This is a genomic window from Auraticoccus cholistanensis (assembly GCF_009742705.1).
GTDB lineage: Bacteria > Actinomycetota > Actinomycetes > Propionibacteriales > Propionibacteriaceae > Auraticoccus > Auraticoccus cholistanensis.
In genome coordinates this window covers 87354-112395 of the sequence record NZ_WPCU01000005.1, presented here as the reverse complement: position 1 = coordinate 112395, position 25042 = coordinate 87354, and the positions used below count along the sequence as shown (strand labels likewise).

The window sequence follows — 25042 nt, the reverse complement described above, 5'->3', positions numbered from 1 at the left end:
CCGGTCCGGCACGAACAGGGAGGACGACCGCCATGGGGATCTTCGACAAGGCCAAGGACCTGGCCGCCCAGCACTCCGACAAGCTCCGCTCCGGCGTGGACAAGGTGGGCGACGTCGTGGACCAGCGCACCGGCGGCCGGCACGCCGACAAGGTCGACAAGGGCCAGGCCGCGGTGGACAGGCTGATCGAGCGCAACGAGCGCCGTGGCGGGACGACCCCGCCGCCGCCGGCCCCGCCGGCCTGAGACCACCGCCGGGGCGGCCGCGACGGGCGCCCCGTCGTGGACGTCAGCCGGTGACGCCCACCGGCTGGGCCAGCCGGTCCAGCAGCCGCTCCCGCCTGGCCCTGTGCTCGGCGTCGGCGCGGGCACCTTCCTCCCGCAGCCGCGACGCCTCCTGCTCCGCGGCGCGGACCGCGTCCTCCAGCGCGGCCAGCTGACGCTGCTGCTCGCGGGCGTGCGCGGCGCGGGCCCGCTCACGCAGCAGGAAGCCCAGCGCGAGGAGCACCAGTCCCGCCACCAGCAGGGCCGTGCCGGCTCCGACCGCGTCGACCAGCACGAGCACCCCGACCAGGGACGCCAGCCCGCCGGCCACCCAGCAGCCGGTGACCGAGGCAGGCCGGACCAGCTCGGCGTCGCGGACCGTCGCCCGGGACCGGCGCACCACCTCGGTGTCCACGCCCTGCTCGCCCGCCTGGATCCGCCAGCCGTCGACCACGACCGACGCCGTCCGCTCCGGCCGCGGCGGCGAGGCGGGGATGCGCTCGACGAGCGCGGCCAGCGGGGCACGCAGCCACTCCCGGGCCTGGCGACCGGCGGCCGAGGCCGGCTGCCGGGCCAGCTCCAGCACCCAGTCCCGCACCAGCACCCGGTCGCCGTCCTCGGCCGGGGCCGCGGTCTCCTCCTCCTCGGGGTGCTGGATGCGGTGGCGCAGGCTGGCGGCGCGGGCGAGCAGCTCCCGCTCCTCGTCGCTGCCCTCGGCCACCAGCGAGCTGGTCAGCGCACGGAGCCGGCCGGTGATCTCGTCCACGCGTGCGGCGTCCTGCGGGGCCGGAGCGTCGGGACCCGGGTCCGCGGCCAGGTGGTCCTCCAGCCACACCAGCTGGGCGTCGACCGCGTCGGTGCCGCTGGCGTCGTGGAGCCACTGCGTCCAGCCATCGGCGTCGCGCGCCAGGGCGGCGGTCACCACCGGGTCGAGCGTGGCCAGCCCGGCCGGCCCCAGCAGCCCGGCGGCGGCGGCGTCGGCCAGCACCCGCGAGGCGGGGTCGAAGGCCTCGTCGACGGTCGTCGTCGCCGGCAGCCGGTCGACCACCTGCGCCCCGTGCCCCAGCGCGGTGGCGCAGCCGACCAGGAACAGCGCCCCGCTCCGTCCGCCGCGCACGACACGCTCCTCGAGCTCGGGGTCGCGGCGGCCGGCCGCCACCGCGACCACCGCGTTGACGGCGTCCAGCAGCCAGTAGCCGGACTCGTAGTCGGCCGGGTCGAGCGGGGAGGGGACGTGGCCGGCGGCGAGCGCCTCCACCGCCCTCGCCGCGTCCCGGCGGACCAGCCGTGTGTCGCCGAAGTCCATCAGCCGCTCGCGGACGTGCCCCAGCTCGACGTAGGCGTCGAAGGCGCGCGAGAGCGCGGTGAGCCGCTTCTCCATGCTGCCCTGCACCTGCGCCAGCTGGCTGCGGAGCCGCCAGGCCTGCGCCCGGGCGGCCTGCGCGGCGGCACTGGTGGACTCGAGCTCCTCACGCAGCATCCGGTCGCGGCCGTGCTCGGACGCGAAGAACCAGGACCAGTCGTCGACCGCCATGGCGGCAGTGTGCCGGACGGACCGGTCACCGCCCGGGGTTCAGGAGCGGGTGCAGCCGCTCGTCTGCGGCAGCGGCTCGGGCACCCCGAGCTGGGGCATCCCGAGGACGACCGCCCGGGGCGCCGGCGGGCCCTCGGTCTGCCAGGACTCCCAGGCGTCCCCGCCACGGGTGCGGCGCAGCCGGGTCAGCTCGCCGTCGGCGACGAGGTGGTGGGGGGCGCCGCGGGTGATGACGACCTCGGCGAGGTCGCCCGGGCGGGGGCGCTGCGCCGGGTCCTCCGGCGTCCTGACGTGCACCAGCCGGTTGTCCCGGGCCCGTCCGGTGATCCGCTGGGTGGCCTCGTCCTTGCGGCCCTCCCCCGCGGCGAACATCACCTCGACGGTGCGCCCGACCTGGGCCTGGTTCTCCTCGTAGGCGATCTCGTTGACCCGGGCCACCAGCCGCTCGTAGCGCTCCTGCACGACGGCCTTCGGCACCTGGTCGGGCATGGTGGCGGCAGGCGTCCCCGGGCGGATCGAGTACTGGAAGGTGAAGGCGCCGGCGAACCGGGCCTGCTCCACCACCTCCAGGGTGGCGGCGAAGTCGTCCTCGGTCTCGCCCGGGAAGCCGACGATGATGTCGGTGGTGATCGCGGCGTGCGGCATCGCCTCGCGCACCCGCTGCAGGATGGCCAGGTAGCGGTCGCTGCGGTAGGAGCGCCGCATCGCACGCAGCACCCGGTCAGAGCCGGACTGCAGCGGCATGTGCAGCTGCGGCATCACGTTGGGCGTCTCGGCCATCGCGGCGACGACGTCGTCGGTGAAGTCGCGCGGGTGCGGTGAGGTGAAGCGGACCCGCTCCAGGCCGTCCACCTCGCCGCAGGCCCGCAGCAGCTTGGCGAAGGCCTGCCGGTCGCCGAACTCCACGCCGTAGGCGTTGACGTTCTGGCCGAGCAGGGTGACCTCCTGCACGCCCTCGTCGACCAGCGCGCGGATCTCGGCGAGCACGTCGCCGGGTCGCCGGTCGGTCTCCTTGCCGCGCAGCGCGGGCACGATGCAGAAGGTGCAGGTGTTGTTGCAGCCCACGCTGATCGAGACCCAGGCCGAGTAGGCCTGCTCGCGGCGGGTGGGCAGGGTGGAGGGGAACCGCTCCAGCGACTCCACCACCTCGACCTGGGCCTCCTGCTGCACCCGGGCCCGCTCCAGCAGCACCGGCAGCGAGCCGATGTTGTGGGTGCCGAAGACGACGTCCACCCAGGGCGCCCTGTCGGTGATGGTGCTGCGGTCCTTCTGGGCCAGGCAGCCGCCGACGGCGATCTGCATGCCGGGGTGGGACTGCTTCACCGGCAGCAGGTGGCCGAGGTTGCCGTAGAGCCGGTTGTCGGCGTTCTCGCGCACGGCGCAGGTGTTGAACACCACCACGTCGGGCTCGGTGCCCTCCTCGGCGCGGGCGTAGCCGGCCTCCTCCAGCAGACCGGAGATCCGCTCGGAGTCGTGCACGTTCATCTGGCAGCCGTAGGTGCGCACCTGGTAGCTGCGCCGCGCGGCCGCGGGCTCGGAGAGGATGTTGGTCATGGCGGCTCCACTGTAGGTGGTCGGGGCCTGTCAGCCGAGTCGCCGGCGACGCTAGGGTGCCGCCATGAGCGCGAGCCTGCCCACCGGTGTCCAGCACGAGATCTCCTCCGGCGAGTGGCGGGCGGTGGTGACCGAGGTCGGCGCCGCGCTGCGGGTGCTGCAGCGGGGCGGCCGCGACGTCGTGGCCGGCTTCGCCCCCGAGGACCGGGTGGTGGGCTGCCGCGGCCAGCAGCTGCTGCCCTGGCCCAACCGCATCCGCGACGGCCGCTACGAGTTCGACGGCGTCACCCACCAGCTGGCGCTGACCGAGCCGCACCGCCACAACGCCATCCACGGGCTGGCCAACTGGCAGCCGTGGCGGACGGTCGAGCACGGCGAGTCGCACCTGACCCAGCGGATCGTGGTGCACCCGCAGCTGGGCTGGCCCGGCACGGTCGAGGCCACCATCACCCACCGGCTGGACGCCGACGGGCTGACGGTGGAGGTCACCGCCACCAACACCGGCCCCCGCGACATCCCCTTCGGCTACGCCGCCCACCCCTACCTGACCGTCGGGGAGGACACCGTGGACGACGTGTCGGTGCTGCTGCCGGCCGACACCTACCTGGAGGTCGACGAGCGGCTGCTGCCGGTGCGGCTCTCGGCGGTGGACGGACGGCCGGAGGACCTGCGCGACGGTGCCCAGCTGGGGCAGCGGGTGCTCGACACCGCCTTCACCGACCTGCACCGCGACGACGACGGGCGGTGGCGCATCGTGCTGCGCCGCGGGGAGCGGGAGGCCGTGATGTGGGCGGGCCCGGAGTTCGGCTGGGCCCAGCTGTTCACCGGCGAGAAGCGGCGCGACATCGCCCTGGCGGTGGAGCCCATGACCTGCGGTCCCGACGCCTTCAACGACGGCCCCACCTCCGAGGGGCGGCTGGTGCTGGCTCCGGGGGACGTCTTCACCGGCACCTGGGGCATCACCGGCCGCTGAGCCGGGCCGCCGTCGGGCGGAAACGTAACCGAATCTCAACCGTCGGCTGCGGGCCGGGCGTCCGTGACGCCGATAGTCTCCGACGCATGAGCGCTTCCAACGGCAGTCAGGCGGCTGAGCCCGCGCCCGGGCGCGGCGCGGTGCGGGACGACCCGCTGGTCGTGCTCAAGGGCGTCAACAAGCACTTCGGGGCGCTGCACGTGCTGCGCGACATCGACCTCACGGTCCACCGCGGCGAGGTGGTCGTGGTGATCGGGCCGTCGGGCTCGGGCAAGTCCACGCTGTGCCGCACCATCAACCGGCTGGAGACCTTCGAGTCCGGGTCGATCGAGATCGACGGCCAGGCGCTGCCCGAGGAGGGCAAGGCGCTGGCCCAGCTGCGCGCCGACGTCGGCATGGTGTTCCAGTCGTTCAACCTGTTCGCCCACAAGACGATCCTCGAGAACGTCACGCTCGGGCCGACCAAGGTCCGCAGGCAGCGCCCGGCCGAGGCCCGGCAGCGGGCCATGGAGCTGCTGGAACGGGTGGGCGTGGCCCACCAGGCCGAGAAGTACCCGGCCCAGCTCTCCGGCGGTCAGCAGCAGCGGGTGGCGATCGCCCGGGCGCTGGCCATGGAGCCCAAGGTGATGCTGTTCGACGAGCCGACCTCGGCGCTGGACCCCGAGATGATCAACGAGGTCCTCGACGTGATGACCGACCTCGCCCGCGACGGCATGACGATGATCGTGGTCACCCACGAGATGGGCTTCGCCCGCCGCGCCGCCAACCGGGTGGTCTTCATGTCCGACGGCCAGATCGTGGAGTCCGCCGAGCCCGAGCAGTTCTTCAGCAACCCGCAGAGCGCGCGGGCCAAGGACTTCCTGGGCAAGATCCTCACCCACTGACCAGCTGGACCGCTGCCGTGCCGTCCGGTGCGGCGGCAGCACCGACGAAGGAGAACTGATGACCCCCGCCAAGAAGTTCTGGGCGATCGCCGCGGCGGCCCTGGTGGCCCTGCCGCTGTCCGCCTGCGTCAACGAGCAGGCCGCCGAGACCGGTGGCCAGACCGAGGGTGGCGACGGCGTGACCATCGGCATCAAGTTCGACCAGCCGGGTCTGGGCCTGCGCGAGGGCGAGAACTACACCGGCTTCGACGTCGAGGTCGCCCGCTACGTGGCCGGCGAGCTCGGCTACTCCGAGGACCAGATCACCTTCGTGGAGTCCCCCTCCGCCCAGCGCGAGACCCTGCTGTCCTCGGGCCAGGTCGACATGATCTTCGCCACCTACTCCATCACCGACACCCGCAAGGAGCAGGTCTCCTTCGCCGGGCCGTACATCATCGCCGGTCAGGACCTGCTGGTGCGGGCCGACGACACCGAGATCACGGGCCCGGAGACCCTGTCGGGCAAGACGCTGTGCTCGGTCACCGGCTCCACCCCGGCCGAGAAGGTCAAGGAGGAGTACCCCGACGTCGAGCTGCAGGAGTACGCCAACTACTCCCAGTGCGTGCAGGCCCTCAGCAGCGGCGGCGTCGACGCGGTGACCACCGACAACACGATCCTGGCCGGCTTCGCCGCGCAGGAGCAGTACGCCGGCCAGCTCAAGGTCGTCGGCAAGACCTTCTCCGAGGAGCGCTACGGCGTCGGCATCCCCAAGGGCGACGTCCAGCTCTGCGAGGACATCAACGCCGCGCTGACCTCGATGGTCGACTCCGGCGAGTGGCAGGCCGCCCTGGACGAGACGCTGGGTGCCTCCGGCTTCCAGGTCGACACCTCGGTCAACCCGCCCGAGTTCGACACCTGCTCCTGACCGACTCCCTGCTGATCGACACCTGCCCCTGATCGACATGTGGCTGCCGGGGACGGTGGGTCCGCCCACCGTCCCCGGCAGCGCCGAGTAGAGAGGTCCCGCCTTGGCCGAGATGCTGCAGCGGTTCGACCTGCTGGCCGCGTTCTGGATGACGCTGCAGCTGGCGGTGCTGGGGGCGGTGGGCGCGCTGGTGCTGGGGACCGTGATCGCGGTGATGCGGGTCTCCCCCTTCAGCTCGCTGCAGTTCTTCGCGAGGATGTACGTCACCCTCATCCGCAACACCCCGCTGACGCTCATCCTCTTCTTCTGCGTCTTCGGCCTGATGAACGCCATGGGTCTGCGCTTCGGTGAGAGCCGGGACACCCAGAACCTGTTCTGGGGGGTGGTGGCGATCGCCGTCTACCACGCCTCGTTCGTGGCCGAGGCGCTCCGGTCCGGCATCAACACGGTGCCGGTGGGCCAGGCCGAGGCGGCCCGGGCCATCGGGATGCCCTTCCTGCCCTCGCTGCGCCACGTGATCATGCCGCAGGCGGTGCGCGGGTCGGTGGCGCCGGTGGGCAACGTGATGATCGCGCTGACCAAGAACACCACCGTCGCCGCGACGGTCGGCATCGCCGAGGCCGCCGCCACGATGAAGACGATGATCGAGTTCTACCCCAACTTCCTGTACTTCATCTTCGCGCTGGTGGCTCTGGGGTTCGTGGTGCTCACGCTGCCCACCGGCATCTTCTTCACCTGGCTCTCCCGGAAGGTGGCGGTCCAGCGATGAGCGTCAACAGCGTCCTCTTCGACCACCCGGGCCCCAGCGCCCGGCGACGCAACACCGTCATCACCGTGCTCGGCTGGCTGGCGGTGCTGGCGCTGCTCGGTGCCCTGGGCTGGGGGCTGCGCAACGAGTTCACCGCGTTGAAGCTGCGCCCCTTCGCCGACGGCGAGAGCTGGCGGTTCTACATCGTCCCGGGTCTGCTGAACACGCTGAAGGCCGCCGGTATCGCGGTGCTGACCTCGGTCGTCCTCGGGCTGGCCCTCGGCTGCGGGCGGCTCAGCCCGGTCCGACTGGTGTCACGGGTGTGCGGCGTGCTGGTGGAGGTCTTCCGCGCCATCCCGGTGCTGCTGATGATGATCTTCTGGTACTACATCGCGATCTACGTCCTGGTGCTGGGCCGCGAGGTCGCCCCGCTGTTCGGCGTGGTGATGGGGCTGACGCTGTACAACGCCTCGGTGATCGCCGAGCTGGTGCGCTCCGGCGTGCACTCGCTGCCCCGCGGCCAGCGGGAGGCCGGCCTGGCCATCGGGATGAGCGAAGGCCAGGTGCTGACCAGCGTCCAGCTGCCGCAGGCGATCACCGCCATGCTGCCGTCCCTGGTGTCGCAGCTGGTCGTCATCCTCAAGGACACCGCCCTGGGGACGGCCATCCTCTACACCGACCTGCTCAAGCAGCTCAACGACCTGGCCACCTACCGCGGCAACGTGGTGGCGGCGATGGTGTTCGCGGCGGTCGTCTACATCGCCCTCAACTTCGCCCTGACCAGCCTGGCGCAGCTGGTGGAGCGGCGACTCCGCCGCAGCTCCAGGGGCGGGGCGCCGATGGACGCCGACCGCAACCTGGACGCGGTCAACGCCGGGGCGATGGCGTCCCAGGTGGAGACGCCCGGTTCTCGGCTCTGACCACCTGGGATCAGCCCTCGTCGTCGCTCAGCTCGACCTCGTCGAGCACCTGCATCACCAGGCTCGACCCGAAGCCCTTGCGGGCCAGGGCTCCGGCCAGCCGGCGTCGGCGCACGTGCGGCTCCAGCCCCGACATCGAGCGCAGCTTCTTCTCCGCCAGCGCCAGCGCCGCCGCGTGCTCGTCCTCGGGCTCGACCCCGGCGAGGGCCTCGTCGACCTGGTCGCGGTCGATCCCCTTGCGCTGCAGCTCGTGGCGCAGCGCCCTCGTCGAGAGGTGACGCCGCTGCTGCCGCGAGCTGACCCAGCTCTCGGCGAAGGCGGCGTCGTCGACCAGGCCGACCTCGCCCATCCGCTCGAGCACCCGTTCGGCCACGTCGGGCGGCACCCGTCGCTTCGCCAGCGCGGTCTGCAGCTCCGACCGGCTGCGCGCCCGCACGGTCAGCAGCCGCAGCACGATCTCACGCGCCACCGCCTCCGGGTCCGCGTCGGGACCCGGCTCGGTGCCGTCCTCGGCCGGCGGGTGACCGGGGCGGGGGTCGGACCCACCCGCCCCCGGCACCGCGGTCATCTCAGAACGCCACCTCGCCGGTGACCGGGTCGACCCCGGCCGGCACCTCGTCGACCGGACGGCCGATGCCCAGCTTCTCCTTGATCTTGCGCTCCAGCTCCAGCGCGACGTCCGGGTTGTTCTTCAGGTAGTTGCGGGCGTTCTCCTTGCCCTGACCGAGCTGGTCGGAGTCGTAGGTGAACCACGCACCCGCCTTGCGGATGATCCCGGCCTCGACCCCCATGTCGATCAGGCTGCCCTCGCGGCTGATGCCCTGGCCGTAGAGGATGTCGAACTCGGCCTGCTTGAACGGCGGGGCGACCTTGTTCTTGACCACCTTGACCCGGGTGCGGTTGCCCACCATCTCCGAGCCGTCCTTGAGGGTCTCGATCCGGCGCACGTCGAGGCGGACCGAGGAGTAGAACTTGAGCGCCTTGCCACCGGTGGTCGTCTCGGGCGAGCCGAACATCACGCCGATCTTCTCGCGCAGCTGGTTGATGAAGATCGCGGTGGTGCCCGCGCCGTGCAGCGCACCGGTCATCTTGCGCAGCGCCTGGCTCATCAGCCGGGCCTGCAGACCGACGTGGGAGTCACCCATCTCGCCCTCGATCTCGGCCCGCGGCGTCAGCGCGGCGACCGAGTCGATCACGATCATGGTGAGCGCACCCGAGCGGACCAGCATGTCGGCGATCTCGAGGGCCTGCTCGCCGTTGTCGGGCTGGCTGACCAGCAGGGCGTCGGTGTCGACCCCCAGCTTGGCCGCGTAGTCGGGGTCGAGGGCGTGCTCGGCGTCGATGAAGGCGCAGATGCCCCCCTCGGCCTGGGCGTTGGCGATGGCGTGCAGCGCCACCGTCGTCTTGCCCGAGGACTCGGGGCCGTAGATCTCGACGATCCGGCCCCGCGGGAGACCACCGATGCCCAGGGCGGCGTCGAGGGTGATGGAGCCGGTGGGGACCACCGCGATCGGCGGACGGGTGTCGTCGCCGAGCCGCATCACCGAGCCCTTGCCGTGCTGCTTCTCGATCTGGGCGAGCGCGGCCTCGAGGGCCTTCGTGCGGTCTGCCACTGCTGGTGCCATGGGAGGTTCCTTCCGTATCTCGCCCTCGGGCGTCCTGGGGCCGTCGCGCCACCTGCTCCGAACGTTAGGAGCCGCGGCTGACAGTTTGCGTCTGCGCCCCGACCCTGTGGACGACCGGGCGGGTGTGGACGAGTCCCGCCCACACCGAGAACCCTACCGAACACCTGTTCGATGCCCGGCCGACACGCCGCGGCGTGTCGGACGGCGCTCAGCGCTCCCGCGCCGGGAGCTCCAGGGCCTCCCAGACGGCCCGCCAGACCGTCTTGCAGGGGACCCCGTCGGCCAGGGCCTCCTCCACCGTCCGCGAGTCGAGCCCGGCCAGGGCGTGCTGGGCGGCCCAGACCCGGGCGTAGCCCTTCCCCAGGTGCTGGTCGAGGCGCTCCCAGAGCTCGGCTTCACGCACCCGTCCAGCATGGCGGAGGAGGCGCCGCCGGCCCAACCCGGGGTGGCCGGCGGTCGTCGGCGCCGGTCCTCCGGCGCCCGGGGCGTGGAACTGTCGGAGGTGCGCGGCAGGATGGAGCCATGCCGACCCGGACCGCTCCCCGCCCGCGCACCGCCGCCGGTGACGCCCGGGGGCTGGCGGCCTTCGGCGAGGCCACCCGCCGCTGGTTCCTCGACTCCTTCGCCGAGCCGACGGCGGCCCAGGCCGGGGCCTGGGAGGCCATCACCGCGGGGCAGAACGCCCTGGTGGTGGCCCCGACCGGCTCGGGCAAGACGCTGGCGGCCTTCCTGGCGGCCCTGGACCGGCTGAGCCGGCGGCCCGCCGACGCGGGGCGCACGGGTGTCCACACCCTCTACGTGTCGCCGCTCAAGGCGCTGGCCGTCGACGTCGAGCGCAACCTGCGGGCACCGCTGCGGGGCATCTCCCGCACCGCCGAGCGGCTGGGGCTCACCGCGCCCGAGATCTCGGTGGGCGTCCGGTCCGGGGACACGCCCGCCTCGCAGCGACGCCGGCTCACCACCTCCCCGCCCGACGTGCTGATCACCACGCCGGAGTCGCTGTTCCTGATGCTCACCTCCCAGGCCCGGGAGGTGCTGTCCGAGGTCGACACGGTGATCGTGGACGAGGTGCACGCCCTCGCCGGCACCAAGCGCGGAGCCCACCTCGCCCTGACCCTGGAGCGGCTCGAGCAGTGGGTCCGCGACCACGACCACCCGGCCTTCCAGCGCATCGGGCTGTCGGCGACCGTCCGCCCCGCCGAGCGGGTCGCGGCCTACCTCGGCGGCGCGCACCCGGTGCAGGTGGTCGACCCGCCGGCGGAGAAGCGCTGGGAGCTCACCGTGGCGGTGCCGATCGAGGACATGTCCGACCTGGGCGGCTCTCCCGCGGTGGACCCCGACGACCCGCTGGCGGTGCGGGAGCGGCCCTCGATCTGGCCGCACGTGGAGCGGCGGATCCTCGACGTGGTCACCTCGCACCGCTCCACGATCGTCTTCGCCAACTCCCGGCGGGTGGCCGAGCGGCTGACCGCCCACCTCAACGAGCTGCACGCCGCCGACCTCGGCGTCGAGGTCTCCGACGACCTCACCCCGCCGGCCCAGGTGATGGCCCAGTCCGGCGCCGCCCAGGGTGCCCCGCCGGTGGTGGCCCGGGCCCACCACGGCTCGGTCAGCAAGGAGCAGCGCGCCGACATCGAGCAGGCCCTCAAGAGCGGGCAGCTGCCCTGCGTGGTGGCCACCTCCTCGCTGGAGCTGGGCATCGACATGGGCGCGGTCGACGTGGTCGTGCAGGTGGAGTCCCCGCCCTCGGTGGCCAGCGGGCTGCAGCGGGTCGGCCGGGCAGGGCACCAGGTGGGGGCCACCTCCCGCGGCGTCTTCTTCCCCAACCACCGCGGCGACCTGGTCGAGTCGGCGGTGGTGGTCGAGCGGATGCGGGCCGGCGCCATCGAGGAGGTCGCCGACCTGCGCAACCCCCTCGACGTGCTGGCCCAGCAGGTCGTCGCCATCACCGCCACCGACGACGTGGACGCCGACGCCCTCTACGCCCTGGTCCGCCGGGCCGCCGGGTTCACCGACCTCCCCCGCTCCGCCTTCGACGCCACGCTCGACATGCTGAGCGGGCGCTACCCCTCGGAGGACTTCGCCGAGCTGCGGCCCCGCATCATCTGGAACCGCGACACCGGGCAGCTCTCGGCCCGGCCGGGGGCGCAGCGCCTGGCCGTCACCTCCGGCGGCACGATCCCCGACCGCGGGCTGTTCGGGGTCTTCCTCGTCGGGGCCGAGCCCGGCACCCCGGGCCGCCGGGTCGGTGAGCTGGACGAGGAGATGGTGTACGAGACCCGGGTGGGTGACGTGTTCACCCTGGGCACCACCTCCTGGCGGGTGGAGCAGATCACCCACGACCAGGTGCAGGTCTCCCCCGCCCCGGGCGTGCCGGGACGGCTGCCGTTCTGGAAGGGCGACGCACCCGGCCGTCCGGCCGAGCTGGGGCGGGCGCTGGGGAGCTTCGTCCGCGAGGTGGCCTCGCTGCCCCCGGAGCGGGCGCGGCAGCGGCTGGCCGGCACCGGGCTGGACGAGTGGGCGGTGGACAACCTGGTCGGCTACCTGGCCGAGCAGCGGTCGGCCACGACCGTGCTGCCCTCGGACACCGCGGTGGTGGTCGAGCGGTTCCGCGACGAGCTCGGCGACTGGCGGGTCTGCATCCACTCCCCGCTGGGCAGCTCGGTGCTGGCGCCCTGGGCGCTGGTGATCGAGCAGCGGGCGCGGGAGCGGTACGGCACCGAGGTCTCGGCCACCGCCACCAACGACGGCATCGTGCTGCGCGTCCCCGACACCGACGCCGACCCGCCGGGCGCCGAGCTGCTGCGGGTGGACGCCGAGGAGCTGGTCCGGATCGTCACCGAGGAGGTCACCTCCTCGGCCCTGTTCGCCTCCCGCTTCCGCGAGTGCGCCGCCCGCGCCCTGCTGCTCCCCCGCCGCGACCCCCGCTCCCGCTCGCCGCTGTGGCAGCAGCGGATGCGCTCCAGCCAGCTGCTGCAGGTCGCCGCGCGCTTCCCCGACTTCCCGATCGTGCTCGAGACCATCCGCGAGTGCCTGAACGACGTCTACGACCTGCCCGGGCTGCGGGAGCTGCTGCAGGGCATCGACGCCCAGCGGGTGCAGGTGGTCGAGGTCGAGACGGCGCAGGCCTCGCCCTTCGCCACGTCGCTGCTGTTCGGCTACATGGGGGCCTTCGTCTACGAGGGGGACGTGCCGCTCGCCGAGCGCCGGGCGGCCGCCCTGTCCCTGGACGCCAGCCTGCTGTCGGAGCTGCTGGGCACCGACGGTCTGGCCACCCTGCTGGACGAGGAGGTGATCGCCGAGGTCGAGGCCGGCCTGCAGGCGCTGCTGCCCGAGCGGCGCGCGACCACCACCGAGCAGCTCTTCGACCTGGTCCGCACCGCCGGCCCCTTCTCCACCGCCGAGCTGGTGAGCCGCAGCAGCGAGATCGACGTGGATGCCGCCCTGGCCGAGCTCGCGGCGGCCCGGCGGGTGGCGCCGGTGCGGGTCGCGGGTGAGGACCGGTGGGCCGTCACCGAGGACCTCACCCGGCTGCAGGACGCCCTCGGTGTCCCGGTGCCCCCCGGCTACGCCGCCCCGCCACCGGACTCCGACGCCGATCCGCTGCACGACCTGGTGCTGCGCCACGCCCGGACCCACGGTCCCTTCACGGCGGGCGCGGTGGCCGACCGGCTGGGCCTCGGGGTGGCGGTGGTGGGCTCGGCGCTGCGCACCCTGGTCCGCGACGGCACCCTCACCTCGGGCGCCTTCACCGGGCCCGGCCGCGACGAGTTCTGCCACGGCCGCGTGCTGGCGCTGATCAAGCGCCGGACGCTGGCCCGGCTGCGCCGTGAGGTGGAGCCGGTCGACCAGCCCACCTACACCCGCTTCCTGGCCGACTGGCAGGGCGTCTCGGCGACGCAGCGGTCCCGCACCCGCGGCACCGACGGCACCATGGCGGCCGTCGAGTCGCTGGCCGGCTACCCGCTGCCCGCGAGCATGCTGGAGGCGGTCGTGCTGCCCTCGCGGGTCGCGGACTACCAGCCGCGCCACCTCGACGAGCTGCTCGCCGCGGGCGAGGTGTGCTGGGCCGGCACGGCGCGGATCGGCTCGGCCGCCGACGGCTCCGGCGACGGCTGGGTGACCCTGTGGCCGGCCGAGCTCGAGCTCGCCCCGCCGCCCGGTTCCCCGCCCTCCGACGACGCCCGGCAGGTGCTGGAGCGGCTGGCGCTGGGCGGCGCCTGGCGGTTCGAGGACCTCGTGCTGCCGGACCGCTCCCGCCGCGACACCAGCATCGCGCTCTGGGAGCTGGTGTGGGCGGGACTGGTGACCTCCGACAGCTTCGCCGCGATGCGCGCCGCGAGCACCGGCGGCGCCCTGCGGCGTCCGCGCACGCCCGCCGCGCGCCGTCCCAGCCGGCTGCAGGCCAGCCGGCCCCGGCGTCCCGGGGCGCTGCCCGGTCTGGACTCGGCGACCACGGCGGGGCGCTGGTCGCTGGTCCCCCGGGCCGAGGCGGACCCGCGCCGGTTCAGCACCGACCTGCTGCTGATGCTGGACCGCTACGGGGTGCTCACCCGCGGCAGCGTGCTGACCGAGCGCACCGACGGCGGCTTCGGGCCGGTGTACCGGGGGCTGAGCCAGCTGGAGGAGGCCGGCCAGTGCCGCCGCGGCTACTTCGTCGAGGGTCTCGGCGCCGCCCAGTTCGCCCTGTCCGGCGCCGTGGACCGGCTGCGCAGCCACAGCGAGGACGACTCACCGCCAGCCCGGCCCGAGCAGCCGGAGCCGGCCACGGTGCTGGCGGCCTGCGACCCGGCCAACCCCTTCGGCGCGGCGCTGCCCTGGCCCGAGCGCAGCGGCCACCGTCCGGGCCGCAAGCCCGGCGCGCTGGTGGTGCTGCGGCACGGGCACCTGCTGCTCTACGTCGAGCGCGGCGGCCGCTCGCTGCTCACCTTCACCGCCGACGCCGACGACCTGGCCGCGGCGACGGCGGCGCTGGCCGAGGCGGTGAGGTCGGGCTGGCTGGGACGGGTCACCATCGAGCGCTCGGACTCGGTGCACGTGTTCGAGGCGCCCGCGGTGAAGGGGGCGCTGGAGCAGGCGGGGTTCACGATGACCCCGCAGGGGCTGCGGCTGCGGCGCTGAGCTGCGGCCCGAGGGCTGAGCCGGCTCGGGGCCGGCCCGGCTCAGGCGGCGACGGTGGTGCGGATCTGGCGGACCGGCAGGATGGTGACCTTCTCCTGCAGCGCCATCTTGTTGCTGACCGTGGACAGCACTTCGGACATGGGGGTGCCGAGCGCGTCGCAGATGGCGGCCAGCAGCTCGCTGGAGGCCTCCTTCTGACCGCGCTCGACCTCCGACAGGTAGCCGAGGCTGACCCGTGCCCGCTGGGAGACCTCGCGCAGCGTCCGACCCTGGGCCACCCGCTGCTCGCGGAGGGACTCGCCCATCAGCTCACGCAACAGAACCGGCTTCATCGCTGCCTCCCTCACCATGCTCAGACTGTACCCACTGGGTCCCACCACTCTCACGGGACCCGCGGACCGGACGCCTCGCGCCGCCCGGCGTCGCCGACGGGTCCTCCTCCTCAACCGCCGGCGGACGGGGTGTGTTCCCCGGTCCCGGTCGGGGCCGCGCCGTCGGCGGGTGCGGCGAGCACCTGCAGCGCCAGCCGGCACACCTCGACCACGGTGGCCGCGCGCACCTCCTGGCGTCCGCCCGGCAGGTCCAGCAGCCTGGTCTCCACCCGGTCCGCGGTGGCCACCGCGATCCAGACGTGCCCCGGCGGGTGCCCCTCGGCCGGGTCCGGCCCGGCCACCCCCGTGGTCCCCAGCCCCAGGTCGGCCCGCAGCCGCTGACGGGCGCCGGCGGCCAGCGCGGCCGCCGTCTGCTGCGAGACGGCGCCGTGACGGGCCAGCACGTCGACCGGCACCCCGAGCAGCTCGGCCTTGAGCTCGCCCGCGTAGGCCACCACCCCGCCCCGCAGCACCGCCGAGGCCCCGGGCACCTCCGCGACGGTGGCAGCCACCAGCCCCGCGGTCAGCGACTCGGCGGTGGCCAGCGTGAGCCCCCGTCCGGTCAGCTCGGCCACCAGCTCGGCGGCCACCGGGCGGCTCATGCCGGGCGGCGGCCGTCGCGCCGCAGCCGGACGGCGTCGCGGACGTAGTCCAGCCCGGTCACCACGGTCACCACGAAGGCGGCGGCCATGGCCACCGTGGCGACCACGTCGAGCACCCCGCTCAGCGGCAGCAGGTAGAGCACCAGGGCCACCGCCTGCAGCACCGTCTTCAGCTTCCCGCCCCGGCCGGCGGCCATCACGCCGTAGCGCAGCACCACGAACCGCATCACGGTGATGCCCCACTCACGGACCAGGATCACGACGGTGACCCACCACCACAGCTCGCCGATGATGCTCAGCCCGATGAAGGCCATCCCGGTCAGCGCCTTGTCGGCGATCGGGTCGGCCAGCTTGCCGAAGCTCGTGATCAGGTCGTGCTTGCGCGCCAGGTGGCCGTCCAGGCTGTCGGTCAGGATGGCCACCACGAACAGCGCCGCCGCCCCGACGCGCCAGCCCGCCTCGTGGGGGTGGGCCAGAAGTACCCAGGCGAACACCGGCACCATCAGCACCCGCAGCACCGTCAGCGCGTTGGGCACGTTGACGTTGGACGCCGTCGCGCCCTCGCGGGCGGCGGTCACCGCACCACCTCGGCCAGCAGGTCGGGCCCCTCGTTGGCCCGGACCACCGCCGTGACCAGGTCGCCCACGCCGACACCGGCGGGCGGACGCCCGTCGCGTTCGACCAGCCGGGTGACGCCGTCCACCTCGGGCCCCTGGTGGGCGCTGCGGCCGGTCCAGGCCGGTTCGTCGGGGTCGTCGGTGTCGTCGCTCTCCACCAGCACCTGCACCCGCTCGCCGATCCGGTCCTCGGCCCGCTGGTCCATCAGCTCGGTCACCAGGTCCACCGCGGCCGCGCGCCGCTCCTCCACGACCTCCTCGGGCAGGTGCCCGTCCAGGCCGGTCGCCGCGGTGCCGTCCTCGTCGGAGTAGGGGAAGACGCCCACCGCGTCCAGCCGGGCGGCGGTGAGGAAGTCGAGCAGCGTCTGCAGGTCCTGCTCGGTCTCGCCGGGGAAACCGACGATGACGTTGGACCGGATCCCGGCGTGCGGGGCGCGCTCGCGCACCGACTCGACGAGCCCCAGGAAGGAGTCCGGGTCGCCGAAGCGTCGCATCCGCCGCAGCACCGCGGGAGCCGCGTGCTGGAAGGACAGGTCGAAGTAGGGCACGACGCCCTCGACCGAGGTCATCGCCGCGACCAGCGAGGCCCGGGTCTCCGCCGGCTGCAGGTAGGACACCCGCACCCAGTCGATGCCGTCGACCGCGGCCAGCTCGCCCAGCAGGCCCTCCATCAGGCGGATGTCGCCGAGGTCCTTGCCGTAGGAGCTGGAGTTCTCGCTCACCAGGAAGAGCTCGCGCACCCCCTGCCCGGCCAGCCAGCGGGCCTCGGCGAGCACGTCGGCCGGCGGGCGGGACACGTAGGCGCCGCGGAAGGCGGGGATGGCGCAGAAGGTGCACCGGCGGTCGCACCCGGAGGCGATCTTGAGCGGGGCCATCGGGCCGGAGCCGAGCCGGCGGCGGAGCGCCCGCGGCCCGCTGGCCGGCGCGACCCCCGCCGGCAGGTCGGGTGCGGCGCCGTGGCCCGGCAGCGCGACGGAGGCGGCCGCCTCCTGGCGCTGCACCGGGGTGATGGGCAGCAGCCGGCGGCGGTCCCGCGGCGCGTGGGCGACGTGGCGGCCACCGGCCAGCACGTCCTGCAGCCGGGCCGCCACGTCGGCGTAGTCGTCGAAGCCGAGCACGGCGTCGGCCTCGGGCAGCGACTCGGCCAGGTCGCGGCCGTAGCGCTCGGCCAGGCAGCCCACCGCCACCACGGCCCGGGCCTGCCCGGACTCCTTGAGGTCGGCAGCGGCCAGCAGGGTGTCGACGGAGTCCTTCTTGGCCGACTCGACGAACCCGCAGGTGTTGACCATCACCGCCTCGGCCTGCTCCGGGTCGTCCACCAGCCGGAAGCCGCCGGCCTCGAGCCGGGCCGCGAGCTCCTCGGAGTCGACGTCGTTGCGGGCGCAGCCCAGGGACACCAGGTGGACGGTGGTCGGCTGGGTCGGCTGCGTCGGGGGGCGCTCGGGCTCGGTGCGGGTCGTCATGTCGTCGTCCAGTATGTCCCGGGCCGGTGCCCGGCACCGCATCGACGGCCCCTCGGCGCCGGGGTGGCGGACCCCCCGACCTCTAGGGTGGGCGGCGACCCGGGCCTGGTGGCCCGGTCGGGACAGCGCCGTCCGCCGACGTCCACGAACCTCCCCGAGGAGATCCATGCCCATCGTCCCCACGTCCTCCCGCCGCCTCACCGGGGGCCTCGCCGCGCTCGTCCTCGGGCTCGGCCTGACCCTCTCCGGCTGCGGGGGCAGCTCGGAGGAGACCGCCTCGCCCGACGCGCCGGCGGCCAGCGAGCAGGCCCCCAGCGCGAGCGGGAGCCCCAGCGCGGGCGAGAGCCCCAGCGCCGGCGGGGAGACCAGCAGCAGCGAGGAGCAGGGCGGGGACAAGCCCAGCCGCGAGGAGGTGGCGGCGGGGCTGACGGCCGCCATCGGCGAGTTCGCCCCCGGGATGGGCGAGCTCAGCAAGGCGGTGCTGGACCAGCTGAGCAGCTGCGCGGTCGACAAGATCTACGACTCGGCCTCCGCGGACTCGCTGCAGGCCTTCGCCGACGGCGAGCTGGCCTCCGCCGACGCCGACGACCTGACGGCGCTGTCGGAGGCGATCAGCACCTGCGGCAACGAGATCACCCCCGGCTGAGCCGCCGGTCCGGGCCCACCCGGTGCGGGTGGGCCCGGCCGTCTCAGCCGTTCTGCAGGTTCTCCAGCACGTCGTCGAGCTCGTCGGGCTTGACCAGCACCTCGCGCGGCTTGGAGCCCTCCGACGGGCCCACGATGCCGCGGGTCTCCAGGATGTCCATCAGCCGGCCGGCCTTGGCGAAGCCCACCCGCAGCTTGCGCTGCAGCATGGACGTCGAGCCCAGGTCGAGCTGCACCACCAGCTTGGCGGCCTCCAGCACCAGCTCCATGTCGTCGCCGATGTCCTCGACGACCTTCTTCGACTCCGCCGGCGCCGCGACGTCGTCGCGGTAGGTGGGCGAGAGCTGCTCGGTGACGTGCTTCACCACCGCCCGCACCTCGCTCTCGGCCACCCACGCGCCCTGCACGCGGATCGCCTTGCCCGCCCCCATCGGCAGGAACAGCCCGTCGCCCTGACCCACCAGCTTCTCCGCGCCCGGCTGGTCGAGGATGACCCGGGAGTCGGTCATCGAGGAGGTGGCGAAGGCGAGCCGGCTGGGCACGTTGGCCTTGATCAGACCGGTCACCACGTCGGTGCTGGGCCGCTGCGTGGCCAGCACCAGGTGGATGCCGGCCGCCCGCGCGAGCTGGGTGATCCGCACGATCGAGTCCTCGACGTCGCGCGGGGCGACCATCATCAGGTCGGCGAGCTCGTCGACGATGACCAGCAGGTACGGGTAGGGCGCCAGCACCCGCTCCGAGCCCTCGGGCAGCGTCACCTGGTTGGCCCGGACCGCCTTGTTGAAGTCGTCGACGTGGCGGAACCCGAAGGCGGCCAGGTCGTCGTAGCGCATGTCCATCTCACGCACGACCCACTGCAGCGCCTCGGCGGCCTTCTTCGGGTTGGTGATGATCGGCGTGACCAGGTGCGGGATGCCCTCGTAGGCGGTGAGCTCGACCCGCTTGGGGTCGACCAGCAGCATCCGGACCTCGTCGGGGGTCGCCCGCATCATCACCGAGGTGATCATCGAGTTGATGAACGAGGACTTGCCCGAGCCGGTGGCGCCGGCCACCAGCAGGTGCGGCATCTTGGCCAGGTTGGCCACCACGAAGCCGCCCTCGACGTCCTTGCCCAGCCCCACCGTCATCGGGTGGTGGTCGTTGCGGGCCCGCGACGAACGCAGCACGTCGCCGAGGGAGACGATCTCCTTGTCGACGTTGGGGATCTCGATGCCGATGGCGGACTTGCCCGGGATCGGGGACAGGATCCGCACGTCGGCGCTGGCCACCGCGTAGGCGATGTTCTTGCTCAGCGCGGTCACCTTCTCCACCTTGACCGCGGGGCCGAGCTCGACCTCGTAGCGGGTCACGGTGGGGCCCCGGGTGTAGCCGGTGACCGTGGCGTCGATGCCGAACTCCTGCATCACCTGGGTCAGCTGGCCGACCACCGCGTCGGAGGCCTCGCTGCGCGCCTTGGGCACCGAGCCGGCCTTGAGGGTGGAGGCGTCGGGCAGCAGGTACTGCACGTCGCCGGAGAGGGTCAGCTGCTCCACCCGCTGCGGGATCGGGCTGTGGTTCGGCGGCTCGAGCACCGTCTCGGCCGGCTCGCCGGCAACGGGCAGTCCGGCGGTGGTGCGCCGGCCGCGCTCCTCCTCCGCCGGGTCGGGCACCGGCTCCAGCTCGGCCGCGGGGAAGGCCTCCACCGGCTCGGGGAGCACCGTCGGCTCGCCGGCCGCGGCCCGGCCCCGGCGGCCGCGCCGGCGCGGCGGCTCGTCCTCCACCAGCGGGGTGTCGTAGGCCTCGTCCACGCCGTACTCGATGTCGTCGGGACGACGCTCGAGCTGGGGCCGGGCGGTGGCCTGGCGCAGCGCCCGGAACCGGGACGGGACCTCGTGCAGCGGGACGCCGACCACGACGACCAGCCCGAACAGGGTCAGCAGCACCAGCAGCGGCACCGCCACCCAGACGGTGAGCAGCTCCGACAGCAGGCTGGAGGAGATGAAGCCGAGCACCCCGCCCGCGTCCCGCAGCCGCAGCGGGTCCGAGGGCTCGGGGCTGCCGGCGGAGATGTTGACCAGCCCGAGCAGGCCGAGCGAGAGCGACATCCAGCCGACGACCTGGCGCCCGGCCGGGCCGTTGCGGTCGGGGTGGCGCAGCGTCCGCCAGGCCATCCCGGCCAGGAAGAGCGGGGCGGCGAAGGACAGCGTCCCGATCACCGAGCTCACGCCCACGTGCACCCAGCGCCCCACCGGCTGCGGCAGCCCGAACCAGAACTCCGCGGCGAGCACGACGGCCGCGGCCAGCAGCAGCAGCCCGGCGCCGTCGCGGCGCAGCGCCGGGTCGAGCTCCTCGTCGCGGGGGCCGAAGCTGCGCGCCGCGCCGCCCACGCCGTGGGCCAGCCCGGCGAAGAGCGAGACGACGCCGGAGCCGAGCACCGCCGCCAGCGACCGGCGCGGGGGCGCGTTCCGGCTGCTCCGGCCGCCGCCGGCGGGCCGGCGGGAGGCCGGCTTGCTGCTGCGGGAACCGGTGCCGCGTGCGCTGGTGCTGCGGGGAGAGCTGGTCTTGCTTCCGGACGACCGCGGACGGCTGGAGCTGGAACCGGAACGGGCCGTGCCCGATCCGGAGCTCTTCGACCGCGGTGGGGAAGACGCGCGGGTCGCCATGCCAGGGAGGCTACGCCATGCTGCGACCGGCGTCCGGGCGCACACGCCGGGTCATCGGCCCAGGTGGGGGCGCAGCTGCCACAGGTGGTCGACCGGTCCGATCCCCTCCCCCAGCGGGAACCCGGTGCGCACTCCCCCGGTGACGTACTCCTTGGCCGCGGCCACCGCGGCCACCATGTCGTGGCCGAGCGCGAGCCGGCTGGCGATGGCCGAGGCGAGGGTGCAGCCGGTGCCGTGGGTGTGGGTGTTGTCGGCCCGCTCGGCGGTGAAGCTGACCGGCTGGGAGCCGTCGGCGGCCGAGAGCAGCACGTCGGTCGGCGGGCCCTCGCTGTGGCCGCCCTTGACCAGCACCCAGTCCGGTCCGGCGGCCACCAGGGCGGCGGCGAGCGCGGCCGGGGCCGTGCCGGTGCCCAGCCCGCTGAGCAGGGCGGCCTCGCCGAGGTTGGGCGTCACCACGGTGGCCCGGGGCAGCAGCACGTCGCGGAGCGCGGCCAGCGCGTCCTCGGTCAGCAGCGGGTCGCCGTGCTTGGAGGCGCAGACCGGGTCGACCACCACCGGGACCCCCTCGGGCAGGGTGTCGAGCAGCCCGGCCACGGTCTCGATCAGCTCGGCGGTGCCCAGCATGCCGGTCTTGACCGCGTCCACGCCGATGTCGTCGACGACGCTGCGGAACTGGGCGGTGACCGCCTCGCGGCTCAGCGGCCACCAGTCCTGCACGCCGAGGGAGTTCTGCGCTGTGACGGCGGTGAGCACGCTCATCCCGTGCACCCCGTGGGCGAGCATCGTCTTCAGGTCGGCCTGGATCCCCGCTCCCCCGCCGGAGTCCGAACCGGCCACGGTGAGGACGCGGGCGGTGGGCAGCGCCACCGGTCCGCCGGGCTCAGGCGAAGTGGTCATGTCCCTGCGCTCCTTCCCAGCGGCGGCCGTCCACGGTGACCGCCGGCTCGTCGCCGGCCTCGACCACCCGGCCGACGACGCTCCACCCGTCCGGCACGCCGGCGGCGGGGAAGCAGGCGGCGAGCGCGTGGTCCTCCCCGCCGGTCAGCACGAACCCGAGCGCGTCCTTGCCGGTGGCCTGCGCCACCGTCCGCAGCACCTCGGGCACCTCGAGCCGGGCGGCCTCCACGTCGACCGACACCCCGGAGGCGCGGGCGACGTGGCCGAGGTCGGCCAGCAGACCGTCGGAGACGTCGATCATGGCGCTGGCGCCGGCCCGGCGGGCCTCGCCGCCCGCCCCCCACGGCACCTCCGGCACCAGCTGGGCGGCCACCGCGGCGCGGGGCGAGCGGAAGCCGCGGGTCAGCACCGCCAGCCCGGCGGCCGCCCAGCCGAGCCGGCCGCGGACCGCCACCACGTCGCCGGGGCGGGCCCCGGCGCGGGTCACCGGCTCGCCGTCGAGGCGGCCGAGGACCGTCATGCCCAGGGTGACGTCGCGGCCGCGGGTGGTGTCGCCGCCCACCAGCTGCAGCCCCGCCAGCTCGCACTCCGACAGCACGCCCTGGTGGAAGAACCGCAGCCAGGTCACCGGCAGGTCGCCCGGCGCGGTCAGCGAGACCACCAGCGCCCACGGCTCGGCACCCATCGCCTCCAGGTCCGCGGCGGCCGCGGCCACCGCCTTGCGCCCGGTCTCCAGCCCGTTGCCCCAGTCCCGGCGGAAGTGCACGCCCTCGACCATCGTGTCGGTGGAGACCACCACGCGGGCCCCGCCCGGCTGCAGCACCGCCGCGTCGTCCCCCGGCCCCAGCTCCACCCCGGCCCCGGCGACCAGGCCGCGGGTGAGCAGCCCGACGGCGCCGAACTCCCCCAGCCCGGCCAGCGTGGCGGACTCGGTCATGAGGGCTCCTTCCGGGCGGCGGCGGGTGGTCGTTCCCGGGAGGCCGGGACCCGCACACGGTAGCGTGAGAACCACCACGACGACGTGCCCCGGTGGTGCGTCCCTCCACCACCGACCGATCCCGGACCGGCCGGGCGGAGCGAGGCGGGAGCAGGTGCAGCGATGAGTGTGCGGGCCTACGTGCTGGTGCAGACCGGGGTCGGGCAGTCGGCGGCGGTCTCGGAGCAGATCCGCCGGCTGGAGGGCGTGGTGGTGGCCCGTGACGTCACCGGCCCCTACGACGTCGTGGTCGAGGTCGAGGCCGCGACGGTCGACGACCTCGGCCGGCTGGTCGTGGCGCAGGTGCAGACGGTGCCGGGGATCACCCGCACGGTGACCTGCCCGGTGGTGAACCTCTGAGCGGGCGTCGGGCCCGGCCCGCGGCGGTCCTGGCCGCCGGCGCGCTGGCCGGCTGGCTGCTGACCGGGTGCACGGCCGAGGTCGCGCTGGAGCAGCCGGCGCCGCAGGGCGCGGCCGCCGAGGTCTGCACCCAGCTCGTCGCCGACCTGCCCGCCGCCGTCGCCGGGCAGACCGCCCGCGACGTCACCGGCCCGGCCACCGGCAAACTCACCGCCGCCTGGGGCACCCCGCCGATCACGCTGCGCTGCGGGGTGGCGGAGCCGGCGGCGCTCGAGCCGACCAGCCAGTGCTTCGAGGTCGAGGGCGTGGGCTGGTTCGCCGAACCCGCCACCGACGGCTACCTGTTCACCACCATCGGCCGGACGGCCTTCGTCGAGGTGGGGGTCCCCAGCCGCTACGCCCCCGAGGCGGACGTGCTGGTGGAGCTGGCCCCGCTCGTCCGCGAGCACGACCCGGTGCTGCAGCCCTGCGTCTGAGCGGCGCCCGACCCGCCGGTCAGCGCAGCCCGAGGGGGCGCTGCAGGGCGTGCTCCAGCAGCCGGCCCACCAGCTCGGGGTAGGCCACCCCGCTGGCCGCCCAGACCATCGGGAACATCGAGTGCTCGGTGAAGCCGGGCATGGTGTTGATCTCGTTGACCACCACCTGCCCGTCGGCGGTGACGAAGGTGTCCACCCGGGCCAGGCCCTCGGCCCCGACCGCGCGGAAGGTGCGCACGGCCGTGTCGCGCAGGCGCTCGGCCAGCACCGGGTCCACCTCCGCGGGCACCAGCAGCTCGACCTGCTCGGCCTCGGGCAGGTACTTGGCCTGGAAGTCGTAGAACCCGGACGCCGTGCGGGTGCGGATCTCCGCCGCGGCGGTGACCTCGAGGCCGTCGGGGCCCTCCAGCACCCCGCACTCGAGCTCGCGGACGTCGACCAGGCCCTTCTCGACCACGCACCTGGCGTCGTGGCGCAGCGCGGTCTCGACGGCCGCCGCCAGGTGGTCGGGGTCGTCGACGCGGCTGATGCCGATGCTGGAGCCGCCCCGGGCGGGCTTGACGAACACCGGCAGCCCCAGGGACAGCACGGCGTCGAGCCGGGCGCTGGGGTCGTCGCGCCACTCGGCGGCGGTGAAGGCGGTGTAGGGCCCGACCGGCAGCCCGCTGGCGGCCAGCACCTGCTTCATCAGCTGCTTGTCCATCGACACCGCGCTGGCGGCCACGCCCGAGCCGACGTAGCGCAGCCCGAGCATCTCGAACATGCCCTGGATGGTGCCGTCCTCGCCGAAGGGGCCGTGCAGCAGCGCGAAGGCGACGTCGACCGGCACCGGGTCGAGCAGCGTGTCGAGGTCGCGGGAGGCCAGCTGCACCGCGCCGGTGCCGTGCAGCAGCACCGCCGTCGGGTGGCCCTCGGGGACGCTGGGCAGCTGTCCGTCGACGGTGGCCAGCGCGACGACGTCGTCGGCCTCCACCCGCAGCCAGCGCCCGTCCGGGGTGATGCCGATGCCCACCACGTCGTAGCGGGAGCGGTCCAGCGCGCGCACCACGCTCGCGGCGGTGAGGCAGGACACGCCGTGCTCGCTGCTGGCGCCGCCGAACACGACGGCCACGCTGGGGCGACGGGTGTCAGTCATGGGGTACCTCTCGGTCGGGGGCCCGGGGAACGGGCACGGAACACCCTAGGCGCTCAGCCGCGCTCGGGCTTGGGGGCGCGCGAGAGCAGCTGCTGCAGCGCCTCCGTCGGGGTCCAGCGGCCGGTGACGACCCGCTGGACGCCGGTGACGATCGGCATGTCGACGCCGTGGGAGCGCGCCAGGTCGGCCACGGACTCGCACGACTTGACCCCCTCGGCGACGCCGTTGCTGACCGCGGTGGCCTCCTCGACGCCCAGCCCGCGGCCGAGGTGCTCGCCGAAGGTGCGGTTGCGCGACAGCGGCGAGGAGCAGGTGGCGACCAGGTCGCCGAG

Annotated in this window: 24 protein-coding genes; 10 read left to right on the top strand and 14 right to left on the bottom strand. The window is 74.3% G+C overall.

The genetic code is table 11. From position 1 onward, the window contains the following. The first annotated feature begins 32 nt into the window (after positions 1-32). Entirely contained in the window at positions 33-245 is a 213-nt protein-coding gene (locus tag GC722_RS06475; RefSeq protein WP_156609188.1) for an antitoxin, read from the top strand. A 43-nt stretch (positions 246-288) separates the two neighbouring features. Here the strand turns inward: GC722_RS06475 and GC722_RS06470 are convergent, their stop codons facing one another. Continuing rightward, complete coding sequence (locus tag GC722_RS06470; RefSeq protein ID WP_156609186.1) at positions 289-1797, bottom strand: hypothetical protein; 1509 nt, start codon at positions 1795-1797, stop codon at positions 289-291. Between the two features lie 39 nt (positions 1798-1836). Beyond that, positions 1837-3351 carry a tRNA (N6-isopentenyl adenosine(37)-C2)-methylthiotransferase MiaB gene (miaB, locus tag GC722_RS06465; protein WP_156609183.1) on the bottom strand — a complete coding sequence of 505 codons (1515 nt, stop codon included), beginning with the start codon at positions 3349-3351 and terminating at the stop codon, positions 1837-1839. 64 nt (positions 3352-3415) lie between these two features. On the opposite strand from miaB, the gene GC722_RS06460 reads away from it, so the two are divergent. From GC722_RS06460 to GC722_RS06440, 5 genes are all read left to right on the top strand, one after another. Then, positions 3416-4324 (top strand): aldose 1-epimerase family protein, encoded by a 909-nt coding sequence (locus GC722_RS06460; RefSeq protein ID WP_156609181.1) that lies wholly within the window; start codon positions 3416-3418, stop codon positions 4322-4324. A gap of 86 nt (positions 4325-4410) precedes the next feature. Then, a complete protein-coding gene (locus GC722_RS06455; RefSeq protein ID WP_156609179.1) occupies positions 4411-5208 on the top strand; it encodes an amino acid ABC transporter ATP-binding protein in 798 nt (265 codons plus the stop codon). 58 nt (positions 5209-5266) lie between these two features. Then, positions 5267-6112 (top strand): glutamate ABC transporter substrate-binding protein, encoded by an 846-nt coding sequence (locus GC722_RS06450; RefSeq protein ID WP_156609177.1) that lies wholly within the window; start codon positions 5267-5269, stop codon positions 6110-6112. Positions 6113-6224: 112 nt separating this feature from the next. Then, positions 6225-6881, top strand: a complete 657-nt coding sequence (locus GC722_RS06445) for an amino acid ABC transporter permease (protein ID WP_156609728.1) — start codon at positions 6225-6227, stop codon at positions 6879-6881. After that, positions 6878-7780 (top strand): amino acid ABC transporter permease, encoded by a 903-nt coding sequence (locus tag GC722_RS06440; RefSeq protein ID WP_156609174.1) that lies wholly within the window; start codon positions 6878-6880, stop codon positions 7778-7780. The genes GC722_RS06445 and GC722_RS06440 overlap by 4 nt, the downstream gene beginning before the upstream one ends. A gap of 10 nt (positions 7781-7790) precedes the next feature. Here GC722_RS06440 and GC722_RS06435 read toward each other — a convergent pair whose 3' ends face one another. The 3 genes from GC722_RS06435 to GC722_RS06425 all read right to left on the bottom strand — a co-directional run bounded on the left by GC722_RS06435 (position 7791) and on the right by GC722_RS06425 (position 9808). Further along, positions 7791-8348, bottom strand: coding sequence for a regulatory protein RecX (locus GC722_RS06435; protein WP_156609172.1), 558 nt, complete (start codon positions 8346-8348; stop codon positions 7791-7793). Between the two features lies 1 nt (position 8349). Next, complete coding sequence (gene recA, locus GC722_RS06430) at positions 8350-9405, bottom strand: recombinase RecA (protein WP_156609170.1); 1056 nt, start codon at positions 9403-9405, stop codon at positions 8350-8352. Positions 9406-9613: 208 nt separating this feature from the next. Next, positions 9614-9808, bottom strand: coding sequence for a DUF3046 domain-containing protein (locus GC722_RS06425; protein ID WP_331714457.1), 195 nt, complete (start codon positions 9806-9808; stop codon positions 9614-9616). A 119-nt stretch (positions 9809-9927) separates the two neighbouring features. Here GC722_RS06425 and GC722_RS06420 point away from each other — a divergent pair, with 119 nt between their 5' ends. After that, positions 9928-14526 (top strand): ATP-dependent helicase, encoded by a 4599-nt coding sequence (locus GC722_RS06420; RefSeq protein WP_156609165.1) that lies wholly within the window; start codon positions 9928-9930, stop codon positions 14524-14526. A gap of 41 nt (positions 14527-14567) precedes the next feature. Here GC722_RS06420 and GC722_RS06415 read toward each other — a convergent pair whose 3' ends face one another. The 4 genes from GC722_RS06415 to rimO all read right to left on the bottom strand — a co-directional run bounded on the left by GC722_RS06415 (position 14568) and on the right by rimO (position 17579). Further along, positions 14568-14858 (bottom strand): helix-turn-helix domain-containing protein, encoded by a 291-nt coding sequence (locus GC722_RS06415; RefSeq protein WP_156609163.1) that lies wholly within the window; start codon positions 14856-14858, stop codon positions 14568-14570. Between the two features lie 110 nt (positions 14859-14968). Then, a complete protein-coding gene (locus GC722_RS06410; RefSeq protein WP_156609161.1) occupies positions 14969-15499 on the bottom strand; it encodes a CinA family protein in 531 nt (176 codons plus the stop codon). Further along, positions 15496-16077, bottom strand: coding sequence for a CDP-diacylglycerol--glycerol-3-phosphate 3-phosphatidyltransferase (gene pgsA, locus GC722_RS06405; protein ID WP_331714456.1), 582 nt, complete (start codon positions 16075-16077; stop codon positions 15496-15498). Before pgsA ends, GC722_RS06410 begins: the two co-directional genes overlap by 4 nt. Further along, positions 16074-17579: a 30S ribosomal protein S12 methylthiotransferase RimO gene (gene rimO / locus GC722_RS06400; RefSeq protein WP_156609160.1), complete on the bottom strand. Its 1506-nt coding sequence runs from the start codon at positions 17577-17579 to the stop codon at positions 16074-16076. The genes pgsA and rimO overlap by 4 nt, the downstream gene beginning before the upstream one ends. 166 nt (positions 17580-17745) lie before the next feature. On the opposite strand from rimO, the gene GC722_RS06395 reads away from it, so the two are divergent. After that, positions 17746-18225: a hypothetical protein gene (locus GC722_RS06395; RefSeq protein ID WP_156609158.1), complete on the top strand. Its 480-nt coding sequence runs from the start codon at positions 17746-17748 to the stop codon at positions 18223-18225. 43 nt (positions 18226-18268) lie between these two features. Here the strand turns inward: GC722_RS06395 and GC722_RS06390 are convergent, their stop codons facing one another. Genes GC722_RS06390 through GC722_RS06380 form a run of 3 tightly spaced genes read right to left on the bottom strand, consistent with a single transcriptional unit; the run spans position 18269 to position 22700 of the window. Next, entirely contained in the window at positions 18269-20866 is a 2598-nt protein-coding gene (locus tag GC722_RS06390; protein ID WP_156609155.1) for a DNA translocase FtsK, read from the bottom strand. A 51-nt stretch (positions 20867-20917) separates the two neighbouring features. After that, on the bottom strand, positions 20918-21763 hold the full coding sequence (thiD, locus tag GC722_RS06385; protein WP_156609153.1) for a bifunctional hydroxymethylpyrimidine kinase/phosphomethylpyrimidine kinase: 846 nt from the start codon (positions 21761-21763) through the stop codon (positions 20918-20920). Beyond that, positions 21747-22700: a thiamine-phosphate kinase gene (locus tag GC722_RS06380; protein ID WP_156609151.1), complete on the bottom strand. Its 954-nt coding sequence runs from the start codon at positions 22698-22700 to the stop codon at positions 21747-21749. Before GC722_RS06380 ends, thiD begins: the two co-directional genes overlap by 17 nt. A gap of 162 nt (positions 22701-22862) precedes the next feature. On the opposite strand from GC722_RS06380, the gene GC722_RS06375 reads away from it, so the two are divergent. Together GC722_RS06375 and GC722_RS06370 are read left to right on the top strand one after the other, a co-directional pair. Next, positions 22863-23099 carry an Lrp/AsnC family transcriptional regulator gene (locus GC722_RS06375; RefSeq protein ID WP_156609148.1) on the top strand — a complete coding sequence of 79 codons (237 nt, stop codon included), beginning with the start codon at positions 22863-22865 and terminating at the stop codon, positions 23097-23099. Continuing rightward, positions 23078-23575: a DUF3515 domain-containing protein gene (locus tag GC722_RS06370; RefSeq protein ID WP_331714640.1), complete on the top strand. Its 498-nt coding sequence runs from the start codon at positions 23078-23080 to the stop codon at positions 23573-23575. Before GC722_RS06375 ends, GC722_RS06370 begins: the two co-directional genes overlap by 22 nt. Before the next feature lie 19 nt (positions 23576-23594). Here GC722_RS06370 and GC722_RS06365 read toward each other — a convergent pair whose 3' ends face one another. After that, the gene (locus GC722_RS06365) at positions 23595-24710 is read right to left on the bottom strand and encodes a D-alanine--D-alanine ligase family protein (protein WP_156609144.1); all 1116 of its coding nucleotides are present in this window, start codon (positions 24708-24710) and stop codon (positions 23595-23597) included. 53 nt (positions 24711-24763) lie between these two features. Beyond that, the coding region (locus GC722_RS18205; RefSeq protein WP_331714455.1) for an NAD(P)H-dependent glycerol-3-phosphate dehydrogenase at positions 24764-25042 on the bottom strand (279 nt) is incomplete at its 5' end.

Coding starts and splice junctions, on each gene's coding strand:
- GC722_RS06455 (WP_156609179.1), top strand. CDS start 4,411: ATGAGCGCTTCCAACGGCAGTCAGGCGGCTGAGCCCGCGCCCGGGCGC.
- GC722_RS06420 (WP_156609165.1), top strand. CDS start 9,928: ATGCCGACCCGGACCGCTCCCCGCCCGCGCACCGCCGCCGGTGACGCC.
- GC722_RS06445 (WP_156609728.1), top strand. CDS start 6,225: ATGCTGCAGCGGTTCGACCTGCTGGCCGCGTTCTGGATGACGCTGCAG.
- GC722_RS06415 (WP_156609163.1), bottom strand. CDS start 14,858: ATGAAGCCGGTTCTGTTGCGTGAGCTGATGGGCGAGTCCCTCCGCGAG.
- GC722_RS06395 (WP_156609158.1), top strand. CDS start 17,746: ATGCCCATCGTCCCCACGTCCTCCCGCCGCCTCACCGGGGGCCTCGCC.
- GC722_RS06410 (WP_156609161.1), bottom strand. CDS start 15,499: ATGAGCCGCCCGGTGGCCGCCGAGCTGGTGGCCGAGCTGACCGGACGG.
- GC722_RS06435 (WP_156609172.1), bottom strand. CDS start 8,348: ATGACCGCGGTGCCGGGGGCGGGTGGGTCCGACCCCCGCCCCGGTCAC.
- GC722_RS06365 (WP_156609144.1), bottom strand. CDS start 24,710: ATGACTGACACCCGTCGCCCCAGCGTGGCCGTCGTGTTCGGCGGCGCC.
- GC722_RS06460 (WP_156609181.1), top strand. CDS start 3,416: ATGAGCGCGAGCCTGCCCACCGGTGTCCAGCACGAGATCTCCTCCGGC.
- rimO (WP_156609160.1), bottom strand. CDS start 17,579: ATGACGACCCGCACCGAGCCCGAGCGCCCCCCGACGCAGCCGACCCAG.
- GC722_RS06470 (WP_156609186.1), bottom strand. CDS start 1,797: ATGGCGGTCGACGACTGGTCCTGGTTCTTCGCGTCCGAGCACGGCCGC.
- GC722_RS06375 (WP_156609148.1), top strand. CDS start 22,863: ATGAGTGTGCGGGCCTACGTGCTGGTGCAGACCGGGGTCGGGCAGTCG.
- GC722_RS06390 (WP_156609155.1), bottom strand. CDS start 20,866: ATGGCGACCCGCGCGTCTTCCCCACCGCGGTCGAAGAGCTCCGGATCG.
- miaB (WP_156609183.1), bottom strand. CDS start 3,351: ATGACCAACATCCTCTCCGAGCCCGCGGCCGCGCGGCGCAGCTACCAG.
- GC722_RS06380 (WP_156609151.1), bottom strand. CDS start 22,700: ATGACCGAGTCCGCCACGCTGGCCGGGCTGGGGGAGTTCGGCGCCGTC.
- GC722_RS06440 (WP_156609174.1), top strand. CDS start 6,878: ATGAGCGTCAACAGCGTCCTCTTCGACCACCCGGGCCCCAGCGCCCGG.
- GC722_RS06450 (WP_156609177.1), top strand. CDS start 5,267: ATGACCCCCGCCAAGAAGTTCTGGGCGATCGCCGCGGCGGCCCTGGTG.
- recA (WP_156609170.1), bottom strand. CDS start 9,405: ATGGCACCAGCAGTGGCAGACCGCACGAAGGCCCTCGAGGCCGCGCTC.
- thiD (WP_156609153.1), bottom strand. CDS start 21,763: ATGACCACTTCGCCTGAGCCCGGCGGACCGGTGGCGCTGCCCACCGCC.
- GC722_RS06475 (WP_156609188.1), top strand. CDS start 33: ATGGGGATCTTCGACAAGGCCAAGGACCTGGCCGCCCAGCACTCCGAC.